The sequence below is a fragment of the Pseudomonas sp. LW8 genome (genome assembly GCF_041956865.1).
GTDB classification, from domain to species: Bacteria; Pseudomonadota; Gammaproteobacteria; order Pseudomonadales; family Pseudomonadaceae; genus Aquipseudomonas; species Aquipseudomonas siliginis.
Genome location: NZ_CP168138.1, coordinates 2,056,092 through 2,073,573, shown reverse-complemented (window position 1 = coordinate 2,073,573; position 17,482 = coordinate 2,056,092). Strand labels below are relative to the sequence as shown.

General features: G+C 62.1%; 14 protein-coding genes. 13 read left to right on the top strand and 1 reads right to left on the bottom strand.

Going from position 1 to position 17,482, the window contains the following annotated elements; genetic code table 11:
• Positions 1-112: 112 nt before the first annotated feature.
• Positions 113-1,810: a sulfatase-like hydrolase/transferase gene (locus AB9L16_RS09325; protein ID WP_375123412.1), complete on the bottom strand. Its 1,698-nt coding sequence runs from the start codon at positions 1,808-1,810 to the stop codon at positions 113-115.
• Between the two features lie 389 nt (positions 1,811-2,199).
• Between AB9L16_RS09325 and AB9L16_RS09320 the strand changes: the two genes are divergently transcribed.
• The 13 genes from AB9L16_RS09320 to AB9L16_RS09260 are packed head-to-tail and all read left to right on the top strand — an operon-like array spanning position 2,200 to position 17,425.
• Positions 2,200-3,552 (top strand): UDP-glucose/GDP-mannose dehydrogenase family protein, encoded by a 1,353-nt coding sequence (locus AB9L16_RS09320; RefSeq protein ID WP_056784540.1) that lies wholly within the window; start codon positions 2,200-2,202, stop codon positions 3,550-3,552.
• A complete protein-coding gene (locus AB9L16_RS09315; RefSeq protein ID WP_375123411.1) occupies positions 3,549-4,583 on the top strand; it encodes an NAD-dependent epimerase in 1,035 nt (344 codons plus the stop codon). The genes AB9L16_RS09320 and AB9L16_RS09315 overlap by 4 nt, the downstream gene beginning before the upstream one ends.
• Positions 4,584-4,597: 14 nt before the next feature.
• Positions 4,598-5,344, top strand: a complete 747-nt coding sequence (locus AB9L16_RS09310; protein WP_016774101.1) for a sugar transferase — start codon at positions 4,598-4,600, stop codon at positions 5,342-5,344.
• Entirely contained in the window at positions 5,344-5,991 is a 648-nt protein-coding gene (locus tag AB9L16_RS09305; protein WP_024012451.1) for a CpsD/CapB family tyrosine-protein kinase, read from the top strand. Before AB9L16_RS09310 ends, AB9L16_RS09305 begins: the two co-directional genes overlap by 1 nt.
• Before the next feature lie 21 nt (positions 5,992-6,012).
• On the top strand, positions 6,013-7,035 hold the full coding sequence (locus AB9L16_RS09300; protein ID WP_095179536.1) for a polysaccharide biosynthesis/export family protein: 1,023 nt from the start codon (positions 6,013-6,015) through the stop codon (positions 7,033-7,035).
• A gap of 16 nt (positions 7,036-7,051) precedes the next feature.
• Positions 7,052-8,644 (top strand): Wzz/FepE/Etk N-terminal domain-containing protein, encoded by a 1,593-nt coding sequence (locus AB9L16_RS09295; protein ID WP_095179535.1) that lies wholly within the window; start codon positions 7,052-7,054, stop codon positions 8,642-8,644.
• A complete protein-coding gene (locus AB9L16_RS09290) occupies positions 8,641-9,732 on the top strand; it encodes a glycosyltransferase family 4 protein (protein ID WP_122751100.1) in 1,092 nt (363 codons plus the stop codon). Before AB9L16_RS09295 ends, AB9L16_RS09290 begins: the two co-directional genes overlap by 4 nt.
• Positions 9,729-11,099: an O-antigen ligase gene (locus AB9L16_RS09285; RefSeq protein WP_095179533.1), complete on the top strand. Its 1,371-nt coding sequence runs from the start codon at positions 9,729-9,731 to the stop codon at positions 11,097-11,099. Before AB9L16_RS09290 ends, AB9L16_RS09285 begins: the two co-directional genes overlap by 4 nt.
• Complete coding sequence (locus AB9L16_RS09280) at positions 11,096-12,064, top strand: glycosyltransferase family 2 protein (RefSeq protein WP_095179532.1); 969 nt, start codon at positions 11,096-11,098, stop codon at positions 12,062-12,064. Before AB9L16_RS09285 ends, AB9L16_RS09280 begins: the two co-directional genes overlap by 4 nt.
• Complete coding sequence (locus tag AB9L16_RS09275) at positions 12,057-13,193, top strand: glycosyltransferase family 2 protein (protein ID WP_150635726.1); 1,137 nt, start codon at positions 12,057-12,059, stop codon at positions 13,191-13,193. The genes AB9L16_RS09280 and AB9L16_RS09275 overlap by 8 nt, the downstream gene beginning before the upstream one ends.
• A 13-nt stretch (positions 13,194-13,206) precedes the next feature.
• On the top strand, positions 13,207-14,208 hold the full coding sequence (locus AB9L16_RS09270; RefSeq protein WP_041478593.1) for a polysaccharide deacetylase family protein: 1,002 nt from the start codon (positions 13,207-13,209) through the stop codon (positions 14,206-14,208).
• A complete protein-coding gene (locus AB9L16_RS09265) occupies positions 14,205-15,509 on the top strand; it encodes an oligosaccharide flippase family protein (RefSeq protein WP_130899478.1) in 1,305 nt (434 codons plus the stop codon). The genes AB9L16_RS09270 and AB9L16_RS09265 overlap by 4 nt, the downstream gene beginning before the upstream one ends.
• A complete protein-coding gene (locus AB9L16_RS09260; protein ID WP_375123410.1) occupies positions 15,506-17,425 on the top strand; it encodes a hypothetical protein in 1,920 nt (639 codons plus the stop codon). The genes AB9L16_RS09265 and AB9L16_RS09260 overlap by 4 nt, the downstream gene beginning before the upstream one ends.
• The last annotated feature ends 57 nt before the right edge of the window (positions 17,426-17,482 follow it).

The window sequence follows — 17,482 nt, the reverse complement described above, 5'->3', positions numbered from 1 at the left end:
GCTGGCAAGCCAGCTCCCACAGAGGCCAGTGCTGACACAGGATTTGTGAACAACCTCGAACCCTGTGGGAGCTGGCTTGCCAGCGAAGAGGCCCGCCCGAGCAACTCAAAACTCATTGCCCCGCAGCCACACTCGCCGGTGCCCGCTCAGGCGTAACGATGCTGCCCAGATCGATATGCTTCCACTCAGGCTTGGCCCCCAAGCGCGCATTGAAGCGGTAGTTGAAAGTGAACTCATCCGCCGTCGGCACGCTCAGCGGTTTGCCATACACCGCTTCGATTGCGCCCAAGTCGTAGCCCATCACCTGCAACAGTGTCGGGAAGATGTTGTAGTGGCTGGAGCGGTCCTTGTTTGCTGGCAGATTCGCCGCCCAGTCCGGCGTCTGCAATCCACGGCCCTGAATCACCACCAGCGGCACCAGCCCCTCCTCTTCCACCGGGTCGCCGCCGCAGTGGGTATTCAAGCCCGGGTTGCCGCGCTCATGCAGATCCTGGCCATGATCGGAGGTGTAGATCAGCAGCGCATTGTCCAGATTGGCCTGGGCAAACACCCGGGCGAAGAACTCGCCGACGTTCCACAACAGCGTGTTCTTGTAGGCGTTGCGATACAGCACCCAGTCATCCGGCTGGCCATTGAAACCGGGGCGTTCGCCAGTGTCGGCGACTTCGGTGAACTGCCCGCGCGGCAGCGTCGGCCGGTAGGCCATGAACGCGTCCGGGTATTTGTCATGCACCGGAAAATGCGCGCCGACCTTATTGATCACGATCAGCTCGGGCCGATTGTCGTTGAGCAGTTCAATCAGCTTCGCCGCTGCCGCCATATCGCGGTCGCGCACGCTGGTCTGGTCGAATTGCACGAAACTGTCGATGTCGTTTTTCTCGGCGGCGGTCATCAGGTTCTGCAGGTTGCCGGCCGTGCGTTGGGCGTCGATGTAGACCGTGCCGAGCCCGGCCTTCTTCGCGTACTGCCAGATCGACGGCAACGTGCTGTTGATGCGCCTGTAATCGGCGCGGGTGCCGCCGTAGCGCAAGGTGACGTTGGTGTCGGCGCTGCAGTTGGCAATGGACGCGGCATAACCGAAGTTGAAGACATCGACCCCGGCCGGCGCTTGCTTGAGGTTGCTGTGCACGCCGAACGGCGCGTTGATGTCGAGGTAATTGCCGGAAATGCTTTCGTCGATGATCAGCACGATATCGTGGCCGACGGCAGGCGTGGCGCGCGCAAGCGTCACCGATTCACGCGGGCCGACGGTGTCATGCAACGCTTCGTAAGCAAACAGGTTGAGGTAGGCCAGCGGCGTGTACATGATCGGCAGACCACGTGCGCCCTCACCCGCTCGTAGAAACAACAATCCGCTGAGCATCAATACGCCGACGAGGGGCGCCGCGACCCGCAACGTGTTGGGTATGAACAGCGCATGACGCGGCTTGAGCCCGATGCCGAACAACAGCAGCAAGCCACTGAGCAGCGCGCGCAGGATCGCGTCGCGGTACTGATAGGCCGCTTCCTGAATGAAGCCGCCGGAGTACACCAGCGAGACAAAATCGCTGTACCTCAGGTAATCCGCCGTGACCCGGGTATAGACATCGAAAAAAACCGCCGCAACAAACAGCGTTAATGCGAACGCATGTCGAACAAGAGCCTGACGTATATAGGCAGTTAGATATAACGCGAAAGTAAGCGCCAAAAACATCGCGCCAAAAACAAGTACATTAAAACCCCACCCGATAGCATTTAACCGGTCCAGATAGTAGTCGGAAAAGAGCAATAAGTAGGCAACTAAAAGCAGTTCCTTGGCGTATTTGAACATGGCGATACCGGCCGTCCGAAATGGGAGGTTGTCAAAGCTTTGTCGGTCAGAACCTGACACTAGCACCCGGCCATCAAAGCGCAAGAAATGACTGATAGCCGGGTAAAGCGTCAAAAAAACGGTGACTCAAATCTGACACACCCGGGGGGATGAAAGCCTTTAATTTCGGGGACTTAGACCGTCTGTCGGTTAAATTGAATCTGAACAAATCTGCAAAGAAAGAACAAATTCAATCGCAGCAATGACTTGATGGCCAATCGCCAAAAACGCCTCAAGTGTTATACCCGTGCAACATGTCATTTTGCTGACACGCTTTTCAAACCCTGCGCTATACCCCTTTAACAATCTCATTCCGTAGTTAACTTTTCTGGTTTTATTGAGGTGCGCAGATGGACGTGAGCGTATTTGGCACTGGCTATGTCGGACTTATACAAGCCGCTGCACTTGCCGATGTCGGTCATCGGGTTTTATGCATTGATATTGATCCGAACAAGATCAAACAACTGCAACAAGCGGTACCGCCCATCAGTGAACCAGGCCTGTCCGCAACACTTGAAGAAAACATCAAGGCCGGGCGCTTGTTGTTCAGCACCCAGGCCAGTGATGCGGTGACTCACGCCGAGCTGATTTTCATCGCCGTCGGCACCCCGGCGGACGAAGACGGCTCAGCCGACCTCAGCCATGTACTCAACGTCGCCCGGCAGATCGCCGGCCTGATGGAGGCCGATCGCACGCTGATCATCAAATCCACAGTGCCGGTCGGGACTGCCGATCAGGTTCTGGCCACGGCCACCAGCGAATTGCTGCAGCGCGGAAAAACCGAGCTGCAGGTGCGTGTGGTTTCCAACCCGGAATTTCTCAAGGAAGGCAGTGCCCTCGCCGACTGCATGCGCCCGGACCGGATCATCATCGGCACCCGCGACGACGCTGCCCGCGAGCAGATGAGCGAGCTGTACGCGCCGTTCTGCCGCAACCACGAAAAACTGATGTTCATGGACAACCGCAGCGCCGAGCTGACCAAATACGCGGCCAACGCGATGCTCGCCACCCGCATCAGTTTCATGAACGAACTGGCCAATCTCACCGAGCTGCTCGGCGCCGACATCGAAGCGGTGCGCAAAGGCATCGGCTCCGACCCGCGCATCGGCTATCACTTCATCTATCCGGGCTGCGGCTTCGGTGGCTCGTGCTTTCCCAAGGATCTGCGGGCCTTGCTGCACACCGCCGAACACAACGGCATGCCGCTGAAACTGCTGCGCAGCGTCACCGACGTCAATGACAGCCAACGGCACATCCTGTTCAGCAAATTGCGCGCGCAGTTTCCGCAAGGCCTGGCCGGCAAATCCATCGCCGTCTGGGGCCTGGCGTTCAAACCGAACACCGACGACATGCGCGAAGCCCCCAGCCGTTACCTGATGGACGCGTTGTGGGCCGAAGGCGCCAGCGTGCAGGCTTATGATCCGGAAGCCATGTCCGAGTGCCGGCGCATCTACGGCTACCGCAACGACCTGCACCTGTGCGCGACCCGCGACGACACCCTTGAAGACGCCGACGCGCTGGTGATCTGCACCGAGTGGAAAAACTTCCGCGTGGTCGATTTCGAGCTGCTCGCCGAGAAGCTGCGTTCGAAGGTAATCATCGATGGGCGCAATCTCTACAACCCGGAACAAGTAGCCGCCGCCGGCCTGCATTACAGCGGCATAGGCCTGCGCCACATCGCCCCCGAAGGGCTGCGGCCATGAAAACTCTGGTGACCGGTGCCGCCGGTTTCATTGGTGCCCATTGCGTCCTGCGCTTGCTGCGCGACGGGCATTCGGTGGTCGGCCTGGACAATTTCAATCACTACTACGACCCGCAGCTCAAGCACGACCGCGTGCAGTGGGTGCGCGAGCAGGTCGGCGATTTTCCGCTGGCCACGGTGGATCTGGCCCACGCTTCGGCGATCGATGCGCTGTTTGCCCGCGAGCAGCCACAAGTGGTGATCCATCTGGCTGCGCAGGCCGGGGTGCGTTATTCGCTGGACAATCCACGGGCGTATCTGGACAGCAACCTCAACGGTTTCCTGAACATTCTCGAGAGCTGCCGCCACCACCCGGTCGAACACCTGATCTACGCCTCGTCGAGTTCGGTGTACGGCGCCAATCAACACACGCCTTACTCGGTCAAGGATGGCGTCAACCATCCGCTGTCGCTGTACGCCGCGACCAAGAAAGCCAATGAACTGATGGCGCACAGCTACAGCCATCTGTTCGGCATTCCCTGCACCGGCCTGCGCTTTTTCACTGTGTACGGGCCTTGGGGTCGGCCGGACATGTCGCCGATCCAGTTCGCCCGGGCGATCAGCGAAGGCGAGCCGCTGAAGCTGTTCAATTACGGCGAGCACCAGCGCGATTTCACCTACATCGACGACATCATCGAAAGCATCGCACGCCTCATCGATCAGCCACCGCAAGCCAATCCGCAGTGGGATCGCGAGCAGCCCGACCCGGCCAGCAGCATGGCGCCGTGGCGTCTGTTCAACATTGGCGGGCAGCAGCCGGTTGCACTGAAAACCTACCTCGCGCTGATGGAAAAACATCTCGATCGGCAAGCCATTGTCGAGCTGCTGCCGCTGCAACCGGGCGACGTGCTCAACACCTGCGCCGAGGCCAGCGATCTGGCCCAGGCCACCGGATTCCAGCCCCGGATAGAACTGGATGAAGGACTGGGCCGCTTCATCGCCTGGTTCCGCGACTACTACCCCATTGCCCGTGCGCCGCTTGCGGCTGATTGAATGCGGAGGACGCCATGACTGGACATGAAAGAAGTGTGTCGATTGCACAGATGCGCCCTGACAAGCGCGTCGACCCGGAACATCGCATGCGCCTCGACGCAGCGATCCACCGCCAGGGTCGCGGCTGGCTCAGCGGCCGCGATGGCGGCCGCCCATGGCAGCTGTCGCGGACCAACCGGGTGGTCGCCTGCCTCGGCGCGCTGACGATTCTCGTGCTGATCTCGCCAGTGCTGCTGGGCCTGGCCCTGGCCATCAAGCTCACCAGCCCGGGGCCGGTGCTGTTCGTGCAGAAACGCACCGGTTATCGCGGGCGCAAGTTCGGCATGTTCAAGTTCCGCACCATGGTCAGCAACGCCGAAGAACTCAAAGAGTCGCTGCGCCACCTGAACAAACACGGGGCTGACGCCATCGACTTCAAGATCGACAAGGACCCGCGCGTCACCGGCATCGGCAGTTTTCTGCGGCGCACCAGCCTCGACGAGCTGCCCAATCTGATCAACGTAGTGACCGGCGACATGCGCCTGGTCGGCCCTCGTCCGACCTCGTTCAACGCCTACCGCTACAAGGACAATCACCTCGCGCGTCTGGCGATCTACCCCGGCATGACCGGTCTGTGGCAGATCTCCGGACGCAGCAACATCGACTTCGACCAGCGCGTTGAGTTGGACCTCAGCTACATCGCCGAGCAGAGCCTTCTGCTTGATCTGAAGATTCTGTTGAAAACCCCCTTCAAAGTATTCAGCGGCCACGGAGCAAGCTAATGGACGGTTCAACCAATAAAAGCCTGAGCATCGCCAGCCCCAGCGAATCGAATCTGACTTCGACCGTGCTGGATCTCGATCTGCGCATTCTGTTCCTGACCGCCGCCAACCCCGGCGCCGGCACCACCACCAGCGCTCTGGCACTGGCCAGTCAGCTGGCGCAGATGAGCAGCGGCCAGGTGCTGCTGGTCGACGCCAGCCAGTCGGCGAACAACCTCACCCAGCAGATGAACCTCGGCAAGGAGCGCGGCCTGCGCGACCTGCTGTTCAACCCGGGCAACCCGCCGCTGTTGCAGGACTGCGTGGTGCAGGTCTCGAGCCTGCCCTTCCATGTGCTGCCCAACGGCCGGCCGATCCGCACGCTGGAACACCTGACCGCCGAGCGCCTGAGCCCGTTGCTCGACCAGTTGGGCAGCCAGTACCGCTTTGTGGTGATCGACGGCGACGCGGTGTATTCCGCCGCCGACACCCTGGTCATCAGTACTCAGGTCGACGGCGTGGTGTTTGTCGTGCGCGCCGAAGACACCCGCTGGGAAGTCGCCCAGGCCGCTGTGCAACGCCTGACTCAGGCCGGGGCGAAAGTGGTCGGCAGCGTGTTCAACCGGCGCAAGTACTACATGCCCAAATGGCTTTACAAAAACCTGTAAGCGAACGCAAAGGATGACGCCATGAACGCCAGAATGCTTGTCCTGCTGTTGCTGCCGCTTGCGGGCTGCTCCAGCACTTCCGACACCCAGAACATGCCGGTGAATATTCTCACCGCCTCCCCGGCCAACGCCCAGGCGACCGATATGCCGAAGATCGAGCAGACCCTGCGCCCGCAGGATGTGCTGGACGTGATCTTCCATATCAGCACCAGCGGTTCGGACGCCTACCGCGTGCAATCGGGCGACCAGATCGGCCTGAATTTCACCGCCGCCAGCCAGCTCAACGGCAATCAACTGGTGCTGCCCGACGGCACCATCGAACTGCCGGGCGCCAACACCTCGGTGAAGATCGCCGGGCTGACCAGCGAAGAAGCGCGTCAGGAAATCCAGCGCGTGTATCAGCGCAAACAGCTGTTCCAGCCCAACCGCAACCAGCTCACCGTGCAGATCATCAGCCCACTGAGCAACGAGCAGAACCTGAAAAGCGCCCTCAATCACCCGGCCACCGGCATGAGCCGCGAGATCACCGTCGGCACTGACGGCTACGCGAGTTTTCCGGAAATCGGCGCCGTGCCGCTGCAAGGCATGACCGTCAATCAACTGGAATCGTTCCTCAACAAAAAGTACGCGCAACTGCCGGGCCGCATGACCGTGGACGTGCTGCTCAAGTCCACCGCAGGCAACGAGATCTACGTGCTCGGCGAGGTCGCACAACCGGGCTCGTATCCGATCCGCCGGCCGGTGTCGGTGCTCGAGGCGCTGACCCTGGCGCGCGGTACCAACGTCAAGGCGCGGCTGGATTCGGTGGTGATCATGCGGCGCAACGGCAATCAGGTGAAAGCCGTGCGCTACGACGTCGAAAAAGCGCTGTCCGGCGACGCCCCGCAAATCGCCTACCTGCAACCGGACGACATGCTCTACGTGCCAAAAACCAAACTGGCTAGCGCCGGCGAACTCGCCCGCCAACTGGCTGATGTGGTGCTGTTCCAGGGCGTCGGTTTCAGCTTCGGCTACCGCGTCGACAACAAAGACAGTGACAACTAACTCACAGGTGACCGACATGAACCCAAAGGAAAACTACCTGCATGAGTTCTTCAGGATTTTCTTCGCCAACAAGCAGCTGGTGAAGCGCGTCTTCCTGACCTTTGCAGTCATCGCCCTGCTCCTGCCGTTGCTGCTCAAACAGAGCTTCGATATCACCGCGCAGGTCATCGTGCAGTCGAAAAAACTCTCTCAGGGCGACGCCACCACGTCGCTCACGGTGGACAACGCCACGTTCATTCCGCCGTCGCTGGCGGACATGGAAACCGAGAGCAACATCCTCCGCTCGCCAGCGCTGATCCGTCAGACCATCAGCGAACTGCGCGACAACGGCGAATACAGCCCGCCACCCGGGGTGTTCGCCAAGTTGCTCGGCGAACCATTCAAGCGCTACGTCTCGACGCCGCTGCGCGAGTACGTGATCAATCCGCTTCGCGACGGGCTCGGCATGGAAACCGATCCGGTACGTGACACCACCCTCGACGCCCTGACCCAGCAAGCCGTCGACAGCCTGAAAATCGAAACCCTGCCCGGTTCCAACGTGATCTCGATCACCTACAGCTTCCCGGATCCGCAGCAAGGCACGACGTTTGTCAGCGCCCTGCTGCAGAACTATCTGGTCAGCCGTCAGGCCCTGCAATCGATCGACTTGCCGCAGTCGTTCTACGAGACCAAAAAGCACCAGTATCAAGTGCGTCTCGATGGCCTGGAAGGTAATCGTCAAGCACTGCTGGAAAATGTCGGCGCAGCGGATCCGAAGGAGGAAATCACCTTCCGCCTCAACGCCATCAACACTGAAGAACAGGCGCTGAACCTGTATCAGGACCGCCTGCTGCAAAGCCAACGCTGGCTCGAATATCTGAAAACCGCGCTCGCCGCCGCCAGCAGTAGCAAGCTCAACGACTACACCTTCCCCTACACCTTCACCACCACCGTCGACAACGTGGCGTTCGAGGACCGGGAAATCAAACAGATGGGCGAGCAACTGACCAGCCAGGTCAGCCGTTACATGAACGATCTGGCGGTGTTCCAGCCCGGCAGCGAACCGATGCTGTTGACCCGCGAGCAGATCGCCCGCACCCGTCAGCAGTTTCTCAAAGTGGTGAGCAACCGCATCCAGGAACGCACCGCCGATCTGGCCGTGGTCAAGCAGGTGATCGAGCAGAAAACCGCGCGCATCGCCGAGTTCAAGAACCGCATCCGCGACCTGCAGCAGACCCAGAGCAAACTGCGCCAGATGGACACTGAGATCGATGCGCTGCACGCAGCGTTCTCCACCTATGCCCAGCGTTTTGCCGAAAGCAGCACCACGCGCTCGCTCAACGATGACCTGTCCAACGCCCGGGTGCTCAGCCCGCCGTTCGAACCGACCGAGGCAGCGTTCCCGAAACCGCTGCTGATCATCCCGTTCGGGCTGTTCACCGGTCTGCTGCTGGCAATCGCGTTCGTCTACGTGCGTGAGTTCTTCGATCACCGCTTCAAGCATCCGGCGCAAATCAGCCATGAGCTGGGCCTGCCGGTGCTGTTGGTGCTCAACGAAGAAACGTCGCAGCCGGGCAATCCGCACAAGAACTGGACCATGCCGAGCCTGGTTCACTGGGTGCGCAATTGAACGCGGTGTCCACCCCAATCGTCGCCCTGCCGATCATTCATTTGCTCAGCAGCGGCGGCTTCTACGGGGCCGAGCGGATGTTGCTGGATCATTGCCTGGCCACGCCGGGGCAGCACCAGGTGCTGTTCCTCGACGCACCGCCTGAGCTGATCTCGCGCTTTCGCGAGGCTGGGGTGGACGCTCGCGCTTGTTCAGGGCCGGGCGAGCTGTTGCGGCACTTGCGTCAGCGCCGTGGCGACAAACCGTTGCTCAACACCCACAATTTCAAAGGACTGCTGTTCGGCTGGGTCGGCGCCACGCTGTTGCGCCTGCCGCTAGTGATCACCCAGCACGGGTTCACGCCGCGCAGTCGCAAGCAGAAGTTCTACACCTGGCTAAGCCTGCAACTGTGCCGCACGGCGTCGGTAAAACGGGTGGTCTGCGTGGCGGAAAGTATCGCCGTGCTGCACCGTCAGGCCAACGTCCGGACGGAGAAGTTGCAGGTGATTCCCAACGGTTTACCAGCGGCGCCAGCGATGCCGTCGCTGGCAGAGCGGCAACGCTGGCTGGCCGGTTACGTCGGTCGATTGAGCAGCGAGAAAGGCCCGGACCTGTTCCTCGATGCGCTGATCGCACTGTGTCACCAGCATCCGCAACTGGACGCGGTGATGCTCGGTGACGGACCGGAACGCGAGGCCTTGCAGGCGCGCATCGATGCTGCCGGGTTGCAGCAGCGGATTCGCCTGCCGGGCTACCAGACGGCGATGCAAGGCTGGTGGCAGCAACTCGATGCGTTGGTGATCAGCTCGCGCACCGAGGGCACGCCAATGATTCTGCTCGAAGCGATGCAGGCCGGCGTGCCGGTGGTGGCGTTCGCGGTCGGCGGTATTCCCGATGTCCTGCAGGACCGTCACAACGGCCTGCTCGCGGCGCCGACGGATACCGCCGCCCTCGCCCGCCAGCTCGACACACTGCTGGCCGAACCGAAGCTGGCCGCGCAGTTGCGCGACAACGCCAGACGCACCCAACAGGAGCGCTACGACCTCAAGGCTTTGGCCGAACGCTGGTCGCAGCTGTACATCCAAACGGCACGGGAGACACGCGCATGATTTTCCCGCTCTCGATCGTCAGTCTGTTCGCCCTGGTCAGCCTCGGTTTGCTGGCCAGTCCCTGGCCGTATCTGGCGCCGGGGGCGGTGATTGGCCTGGTCGGTTTCACCGTCCTGTACCGCAAGCCGACATGGGGCCTGCTCGGCATTGCCGCGCTGGTGCCGTTCGAAGGGTTCTTCAAGGACAGTTCAGTGTCGGGAAGCAAGTTGCTCGGCGCCTCCCTGGCGGTAATCGTGATGCTGCAACTGGCGCTGCACCAGATTCCGTCGCAACGCCTGCGCAGCAACCTGTGGCACTGCCTGATCGGCTTCATGGTTCTGTATTTTCTCAGCCTGCTCAATACCGATGACATGGGCATGTCGCTGGGGCATCTGCGCGAACTCAGCGTTGGTCTGGTGCTGTTTGTCATTACCTTGTTGATCGGCCGCGAACTGAACCTCGACCTGTTCGCCCGGCTGGTGACCCTCGCCGTCACCGCGACCTGCGCCATGGCGATGTTCTCGGCGAAGTTTCAGGATCAGGGCCGCGCCGCCGGCCTGCTCGAAGACCCCAACGCCTTCGCTATGCTCATCGCCTTCGCCATTCCTCTGGGTCTGCTGCTGGTGATCCGCAGCCCGAACCTGCTGCACCGCTTGTTCTGGGGCACCTGCTGCCTGCTGTTGCTGGGCGGCATGACCAAGACCGAATCGCGCTCAGGTCTGGTGGTATTGGCGTTGAGCCTGCTCATCGGCATTTGGCACTACCGCGCGCAACTGACCCACATCCGCCCACGGCATCTGGGTTTCGTCATGCTCGGTGCGGCCATCGTGATTCCGCTGGCGATCTACGCCATGCCGGCCGGTTACATGGCGCGGATCCAGTCATTGAGCATCCTCAGCGCCGGCTCCAAGGCGCAGGACGAATCCCTCGGCCGCCGTGCTTCCTACATCGTCGTCGGCGGCCAGATGATCCGCGAACATCCGGTGCTCGGCTCCGGTCCCGGGACCTTCCCGTTGCATTACGCGACCACCGGTTACGCCAAGGCGTTTTCCGCCAACCGCAAGATCGGCGATCTGTACCGGCGCGCCCACAACACCTATCTGGAAATCTTCAGCGAACTGGGCGTGCCCGCCGGGCTGTTCTTCGTCGGCATGCTCGGGCTCGGTCTGTACAACCTGATTCGCGCGCGGGCGGCGTGGATGCTGCGCGGTGATGGACATCGGGCGGACATGATGACCCACATGGGGGTGAGCTTTCTGTCGCTGACCCTGTTCCTGATGTTCCTCAGCGCGCCGAACCAGAAATACGTGTGGATCATGCTGGCGCTGACCAGCGTCCTGCGCATCAAGGCCGAGCAGGCGCCACTGACCCCGGAGACGCAGGCATGAAGCGGATCAGCATCGTCATCCCGATGTACAACGAGGCGCGGCACATTGGCCGTACCCTGCTCGCCGCGCAGAAAGCCGCACACGCGGCCAACGTCGAGTGCGAGCTAATCGTGGTCGACAACGGCTCGACCGATCAGGGTCCGCAGATTGCCCGGCAGTTCGGCGCAACCGTGCTGAGCTTGCCGGGGCTGTTGATCGGCGCGCTGCGTAATCGCGGCACGGCGATCGCCAGCGGGGAATGGCTGGCCTTCATCGACGCCGACGTGGAAATGCCTGAAACCTGGTTGCAGCCCTTGTTCGACATCCAAGCCAGTGGCCAAGCCGATGTGTTCGGCCTGGATCTGCATACGCCGGCCGAGGCGCCATGGTTCGCCACGGCCTGGCAGCGGCGCACTTCGCAGCCGTCGCACCGCGTCAGCCACAGTGTCGATTGGCTGCCCAGTTCCAACCTGCTGATGCGTCGCGAATGGTTCGACAAGGTCGGCGGTTTCAACGAGGCCCTGCGCACTGGCGAAGACAAGGAATTCACCCTGCGCCTGCACGAACAGGGCGCGCGTCTGCTGTCGGTCAATGACAAGGTCGCGCTGCACTGGGGTTACGAGATGAACTGGCGCGAATGGATGGGCAAGGAAATGTGGCGTCAGGGCAGCCATCTGCAACTGCTGCGCACCCATGGCATGAGCCTGCGCCTGCTGCGCTTTCCAATATTGTCGTTGTTGGTGTGGATCCTCGATTTCCTGGCGATTTCCGCACTGCTAGACGGCTTTCCCCATCACGCGGCGGTGATGGTCACCCTGACCGTGATCCCCGGTCTGGTCCTGAGCGTTCGCCAGAGCATCAAGCACCGCGATCCGATTCTGCTCCTGCAACTGTGGGGCCTGCACTGGCTGCGCCTGCACCTGGCCGGCGCGGCGTTCATTTTGAGTCTGTGTCAATGGAACGCAAGGAGGCCTGCCCGTGGCTGAGTTCATTTTCTGGATGTGCCTGTTGCTGCCCGTCTACGCCTACGTCGGCTACCCGCTGTTGCTGACGATCCTCGCGCCGCTGTTTCCAGCGTGGCGACACACGCCGGCGCCGCCGCTGAACGTCAGCATCGTCATCGCCGCGCACAACGAGGCGCGGCATATCGAGCACAAGTTGCGCACGCTGCTGGCCCAGGATTATCAACCGGCAACGCTGCAGATCATTCTCGCCAGCGACGGCTCTACCGATGACACCGTGGCCTGCGCGCACAAAGTGATTGATCCGCGCATCACCGTGCTTGACCTGCCGCGTCAGGGCAAAGCCGCCACGCTGAATGCCGGCGCGGCCCTGAGCAGCGGCGACATTCTGGTGTTCACCGATGCCGACAACCAATGGTCACGCGACACCCTCGGTCACTTGCTCGCGCCGCTGAGCGATCCACAGGTCGGCGCTTGCGCCGGGCACATGGTGATCCCGGTCACCGGTGGCGGTCTGAGTGTCGGCGACAGCCTCTATCGGCATTACGAAGGCTGGTTGCGCCGGGTCGAGAACCGCACCGGTTGCATGGTCTCGGCCGACGGCGCCCTGCTCGCCCTGCGCCGCGAGTTGTTCCAGAACGTACCGGCCGAGGTCAATGACGACTTTTTTATCAGCACCTGCGCGCCGGTAGCCGGCAAGCGCATCGTCTACGTGCCCGAAGCGCAAGTGATCGACCATGGCGTCGACGAGGCGGACAAACAGTTTCGCCGCCGTCAGCGCGTCACCGTCGGCGGCCTGCAAAGCCTGGCCCAGCGCCGCGAGCTGCTCAACCCGCTCAAGCATGGCCTGTATTCCCTGGCGTTGATCAGCCACAAATTGATCCGCCGCCTGGCGCCGGTACTCCTGCTGCCATTGCTGCTGAGCAATTGCTGGCTGTGGGACGAGCACGCTTTCTATCGCCTGAGCCTGATCGCGCAACTGTTCGGCTACAGCGTGGCAATTGCCGGGCTGCTGGATGCGCAACACCGCTTGCCGAAACCGTTCCGCCTCGCCGCGTTTCTGCTGGTCACCCTCGCCGGGATGAGTCTCGGCCTGTGGCAGTTCCTGCGCGGTCAGCGGTATGCCCAGTGGAATCCGGAACAGAACCGTTAAGAGGACCGAAGCCATGGCGATCAAACAACTGATAAAAAGCACCAGTGGCTGGCTCTATCTCAACTCGCCGGTGGGCCGTCAGCAGTTGCAGGGCGCGGGGGTGATTCTGATGCTGCACCGCGTGCTGTCGAATGACCGCGCCGCCGACCTGCCGCACCGCAATGAACTGTGCGTCGGACCGAAAGCGTTCGAGCATTTGCTGGTGTGGCTGCGCAAGCATTTCGACTGCGTGCCGCTGATGGAAATTCTCCAGCCCAACGCCCTGCGCAGCGAGCGCCCACGGGTGGCGCTGACCTTTGACGATGGCTGGCGTGACAACGCCGTCAACGCCTTCCCGTTGCTGCAGAAACACCAGGTGCCGGCGAGCATTTTTCTCTCCACCGATTTCATCGGCAGCCGCCAGCGTTTCTGGTGGGAAAGCCTTGGCGAAACCCTATGGGGCAGCCATGGCGATAAAGCACGCATGCACCTGATCGAATGCCTGCATGCGCGCAAACATCCGCTGCCGGTGCTGCTTGATGACATCGATGTCGAGCGCCGCAGCCTGGCGCTGCTGCATTACCTGCAAGGGCTGAAAAGCCTGGCTCCGCAGGAGCTGGAAGAACTCACCGACGAATGCCCGAAGGACTCGCTGCCACAGGCACTGGACTGGCATCAGGTGCGGGCAATGGAAGCCTCCGGTCTGGTGCGGTTCGGCCCGCACGGCGCCAGCCACGCAATCCTCACCGGTCTCGATGATGCGCGCCTGAGCGAAGAAATCCGCCGCAGCCGCGACGCATTGAACAACGGCTGCAACCGACCTCTACCGGTCTATTGCTACCCCAACGGCGACAACGATGATCGCGTTCGCCAGCAGGTCGCGGACCACGATTACCCGTTTGCGCTGGGCACCGGCACCGGGATCTATCGCGGCGACGGCGATCCGCTGAACCTGCCGCGTTTCGGCGTCAGCCAGCGCACCGCGCGCCATCCGCAATTGCTGTCTTGGCGGATCTACCGGGGAGCGCGGCCATGAGCCGAGGCAACTACCTCAAGCACCTCGCGTTGAGCATGGGCACCAAGCTGGCGATGATCGCCTTGCGTTTGCTGCGCAACGTCTTGCTCGCGCGGATTCTCGGCCCCAGCGAACGCGGCCTGTTCGCCCTGCTCAGCACCCTGCCTGACCTGATCAGCGCGGCCACCAGCGGCGGTTTGAATTCGGCGGTCGGTTATCAGGCGGCCAAGCAGCGGCCGATGGGTTTGCTGCTCAGCCAGGTGCTGGTGTTCGGTTGTTTGCTGGCCGGTTTGCTGACTTTGCTGGTGGTGGCGCTGGTGCGCGAATTCGGCACGCAACTGGACGTGACCACGCAACTGGGCCTGCTCGCCTGGCTGTTGCTGCTGGCGGTGCCGTTGACCGTGTTGAAAAGCGGCCTGCTGACCCTGCACAACGCCTCGGGTGGCGTGGTCGCGTTCAACGTCTTGCGCCTGATCGAATCGCTGGCGCCGCTGTTGCTGTTCGTCGCGCTGTTCTGGATGTGGCAGAGCGCGGCGTTGGAGGCAGCGCTGATCAGTTGGCTGGCCGGTATCAGTCTGGTGGTGCTCGCCGGTTGGGTCTGGCTGAAGCGGGCGCAGCCATTGCAGCTGCAATGGGATCGCGCCAGCCAGAAGGAGCTGCTGCGCTACAGCGCGCGCAGCCATCCCGATCTGCTGTTCCAGCAAGTGATTTTGCGCTCCGATTACCTGTTTATCGGCGCCCTGCTCGGTAGCACCGCGCTGGGCCATTACGCCATGGCCAGCGCTGCTGCCGAATTGCTGTTGATCGTCCCCGAAGCGGTGACTACGCCCCTGATGAAACGCCTGCTGCAACAGGATGAAGGCATGGACAAGGTCACTCCGCTGGCGCTGCGCCTGACCGCGACGGTGATGCTCGGCGCCTGTTTGAGCATGGCCGTGATCGGCGAGTGGTTGATCGTCACCCTGTTTGGCGCTGCCTACCAACCGGCGTACCCGGCGCTGCTGGCGTTGCTGCCGGGGCTGTTGGGTCTGTGCTACGCGAGCATTCTGCGCCTGGACTTGCTGGGCAAGAATCGCCCCGGCTCGGTGTCGTTGTTGATGGGCCTGGGCGCGCTGCTCAATCTGGCGCTGAACCTGGTGCTGATTCCGGCCTACGGCATCGTCGGCGCCGCCGCCGCATCATCGATCGCCTATCTGGCGGTGACCGTGGCCATGCTCGTGCTGTATTGCCGTTTGAGCGCTGTGCCGTTCTGGCAAACCCTGATCATCCTGCCCCGCGACGTGCTGCCGATGTGGTCGATGCTGCAGAGGAAGCCCGCATGAAAGGCTGGTACCTGCTGTTCGGTCTCGGCCTGTCGCTGGACGCTTTGGCGGCGTCGATGCGCTGGGGCGAAATTCGTGACGGCAGTCTGTTTCTGCAAACCGATCAGCCTGACAGCGTGACCGTGCGCTGGACCCCGGCGTGGCAAGCGGATGCCAACGAAGAGCAACTGTACCTGCTCGACGGTCGCGGCAAATTGCTCGGCGAACGCTTGATCAAGGCCAGCGAAACCCGTGGCAGCCAGACCTGGCCGCTGCTGCCCGGCGCGGCGAGTTATCGACTGGAAATTCCCGGCTACAGCTTCCGCCACTACCGCATCGAACACGATGAACGCACCGTTGCCCTGTTTGCCCCGGCCAAAGTGCACTTCAGTGCCGAAAGCAAAAATGGCGACGTGCTGTATTTCAAAGTCGCGGCCGGTGAGCATGCAGTGCTCGCCGGCAAGTTTCACGGCGGCGTCACCGCGCTACAGGCGCAGCGGATCGGCGACCACCAGGCGCTGACTCTCGCACTAAAGCCCTATCGCGCCTATTGGCAGTTCGATCAGGTCGCGTTGCCAGTCAGCCCCCGCGAGCAGGTCTGGCGCCTGCAACTGCAGGGCAGCGGCAAAGCGGCGTTCTGGCTTGATGGCACGGCTAATCTGTTTGCGCAGAATCCGCAGCAACTGCAACCGCTGCGCGAAGAGGTCGGAGATGTCCGGCTGGTGCTGCACGACAAAGTCCTCGGGCGCACGCCGGATCTCGGTATCGCCCTGCCCTATGTGATGCCGCCCGCAGCCAGCCACGCGCTGCTCGATGCGCTGAAGCCGACGGCGGCGAGCTATTACAGTTTCGTCGACGTCACGGCGCAGAACCCGCAATTCGAAGACGCATTCCGCCGGGTCTATCAGCAGCGCTTCGGCATTCGCAACGACATCACCCTGCTGGCCGGCAGTCAGCGCCAGGCCGATCTGCGCGCCGACGTGCAGAGCAACAGCGGCCTCGATGCCTGGCTGGCCACCACCCGCGCACTGGGCGGCAATGGCATGCACTACATCGGTTTTGCCGACGAGCCCAATCTCAACTACTCCAGCTATGGGCAATATCAGGCGATTTTCGCCAGCATGGCCCGTCAGGTGCGCAGCGACCCGGCGAATGCCCGCGCCGGTGTGCGCATCGCCATGCCGGCCAGTTCGCGACTGGTCAACGGCCCGTTCGCCGATAATGCGGCGGACAAGCGCGGAATCGATTGGGCACGGCGCCTGCTCAGCGAGTCAGCCGATCAGGTCGATGCACTGGCCTGGCATGAATGGATGATTCGCGATCTGCTCGCCACCCGCGTCTACCGCGACAGCGTTCGCCGTGCCGCCGAACTGGTCGGCCGCGACGCCAATGGTCAGCCGCGCAAGGCCTTGCTGCTCGATCAGACCAACCTGTCCAGCGGCTCCAGCCTTAGCCCCTACGATCAGGAAACCCACTACACCTCGCTGTGGTGGGCCTCAGTGGTGATCAACGCTTCGCAGGACGGCTTGCTGAGCATGCTCAACTGGTTTCAGGCCGCCGATGAACCGCAATACCCAAAGGGCATGTTGCGCATATTGGGCGAGGATCGCTTCGAGCTGAAACCGGTCGGCCTGGCCCAGCAATTCATCGCCCGCCACTGGCTGCACCAGGTGCTGCAACTGGACAACGATGCCTTTGAGGTGGATGTGCTGGCGATGGCCGGCGACGAGCAGCGCACGTTGCTCGGAGTGAACAAAGGTACGCGCCTGCAACGCGTCGATCTGAGCGGCGCCCGATGCCCGCTCAACCATGGCGCCCTGCGTTACTTCGGCGCCGACAATCGCAGCCGCGACGCACCGTTTGCCTGCGACAACGGGCGCGTGCGTTTCGAACTGCCGGGGCAAACCCTGTTTGCCCTGAGCTGGAGCGCTTCATGAGCCGCCCTTCGATGCTCTGCCGCGCGGTCTTGATGCCGCGCATGGCACCTTCATCAG

Coding starts and splice junctions, on each gene's coding strand:
- AB9L16_RS09325 (WP_375123412.1), bottom strand. CDS start 1,810: ATGTTCAAATACGCCAAGGAACTGCTTTTAGTTGCCTACTTATTGCTC.
- AB9L16_RS09320 (WP_056784540.1), top strand. CDS start 2,200: ATGGACGTGAGCGTATTTGGCACTGGCTATGTCGGACTTATACAAGCC.
- AB9L16_RS09315 (WP_375123411.1), top strand. CDS start 3,549: ATGAAAACTCTGGTGACCGGTGCCGCCGGTTTCATTGGTGCCCATTGC.
- AB9L16_RS09310 (WP_016774101.1), top strand. CDS start 4,598: ATGACTGGACATGAAAGAAGTGTGTCGATTGCACAGATGCGCCCTGAC.
- AB9L16_RS09305 (WP_024012451.1), top strand. CDS start 5,344: ATGGACGGTTCAACCAATAAAAGCCTGAGCATCGCCAGCCCCAGCGAA.
- AB9L16_RS09300 (WP_095179536.1), top strand. CDS start 6,013: ATGAACGCCAGAATGCTTGTCCTGCTGTTGCTGCCGCTTGCGGGCTGC.
- AB9L16_RS09295 (WP_095179535.1), top strand. CDS start 7,052: ATGAACCCAAAGGAAAACTACCTGCATGAGTTCTTCAGGATTTTCTTC.
- AB9L16_RS09285 (WP_095179533.1), top strand. CDS start 9,729: ATGATTTTCCCGCTCTCGATCGTCAGTCTGTTCGCCCTGGTCAGCCTC.
- AB9L16_RS09280 (WP_095179532.1), top strand. CDS start 11,096: ATGAAGCGGATCAGCATCGTCATCCCGATGTACAACGAGGCGCGGCAC.
- AB9L16_RS09270 (WP_041478593.1), top strand. CDS start 13,207: ATGGCGATCAAACAACTGATAAAAAGCACCAGTGGCTGGCTCTATCTC.
- AB9L16_RS09265 (WP_130899478.1), top strand. CDS start 14,205: ATGAGCCGAGGCAACTACCTCAAGCACCTCGCGTTGAGCATGGGCACC.
- AB9L16_RS09260 (WP_375123410.1), top strand. CDS start 15,506: ATGAAAGGCTGGTACCTGCTGTTCGGTCTCGGCCTGTCGCTGGACGCT.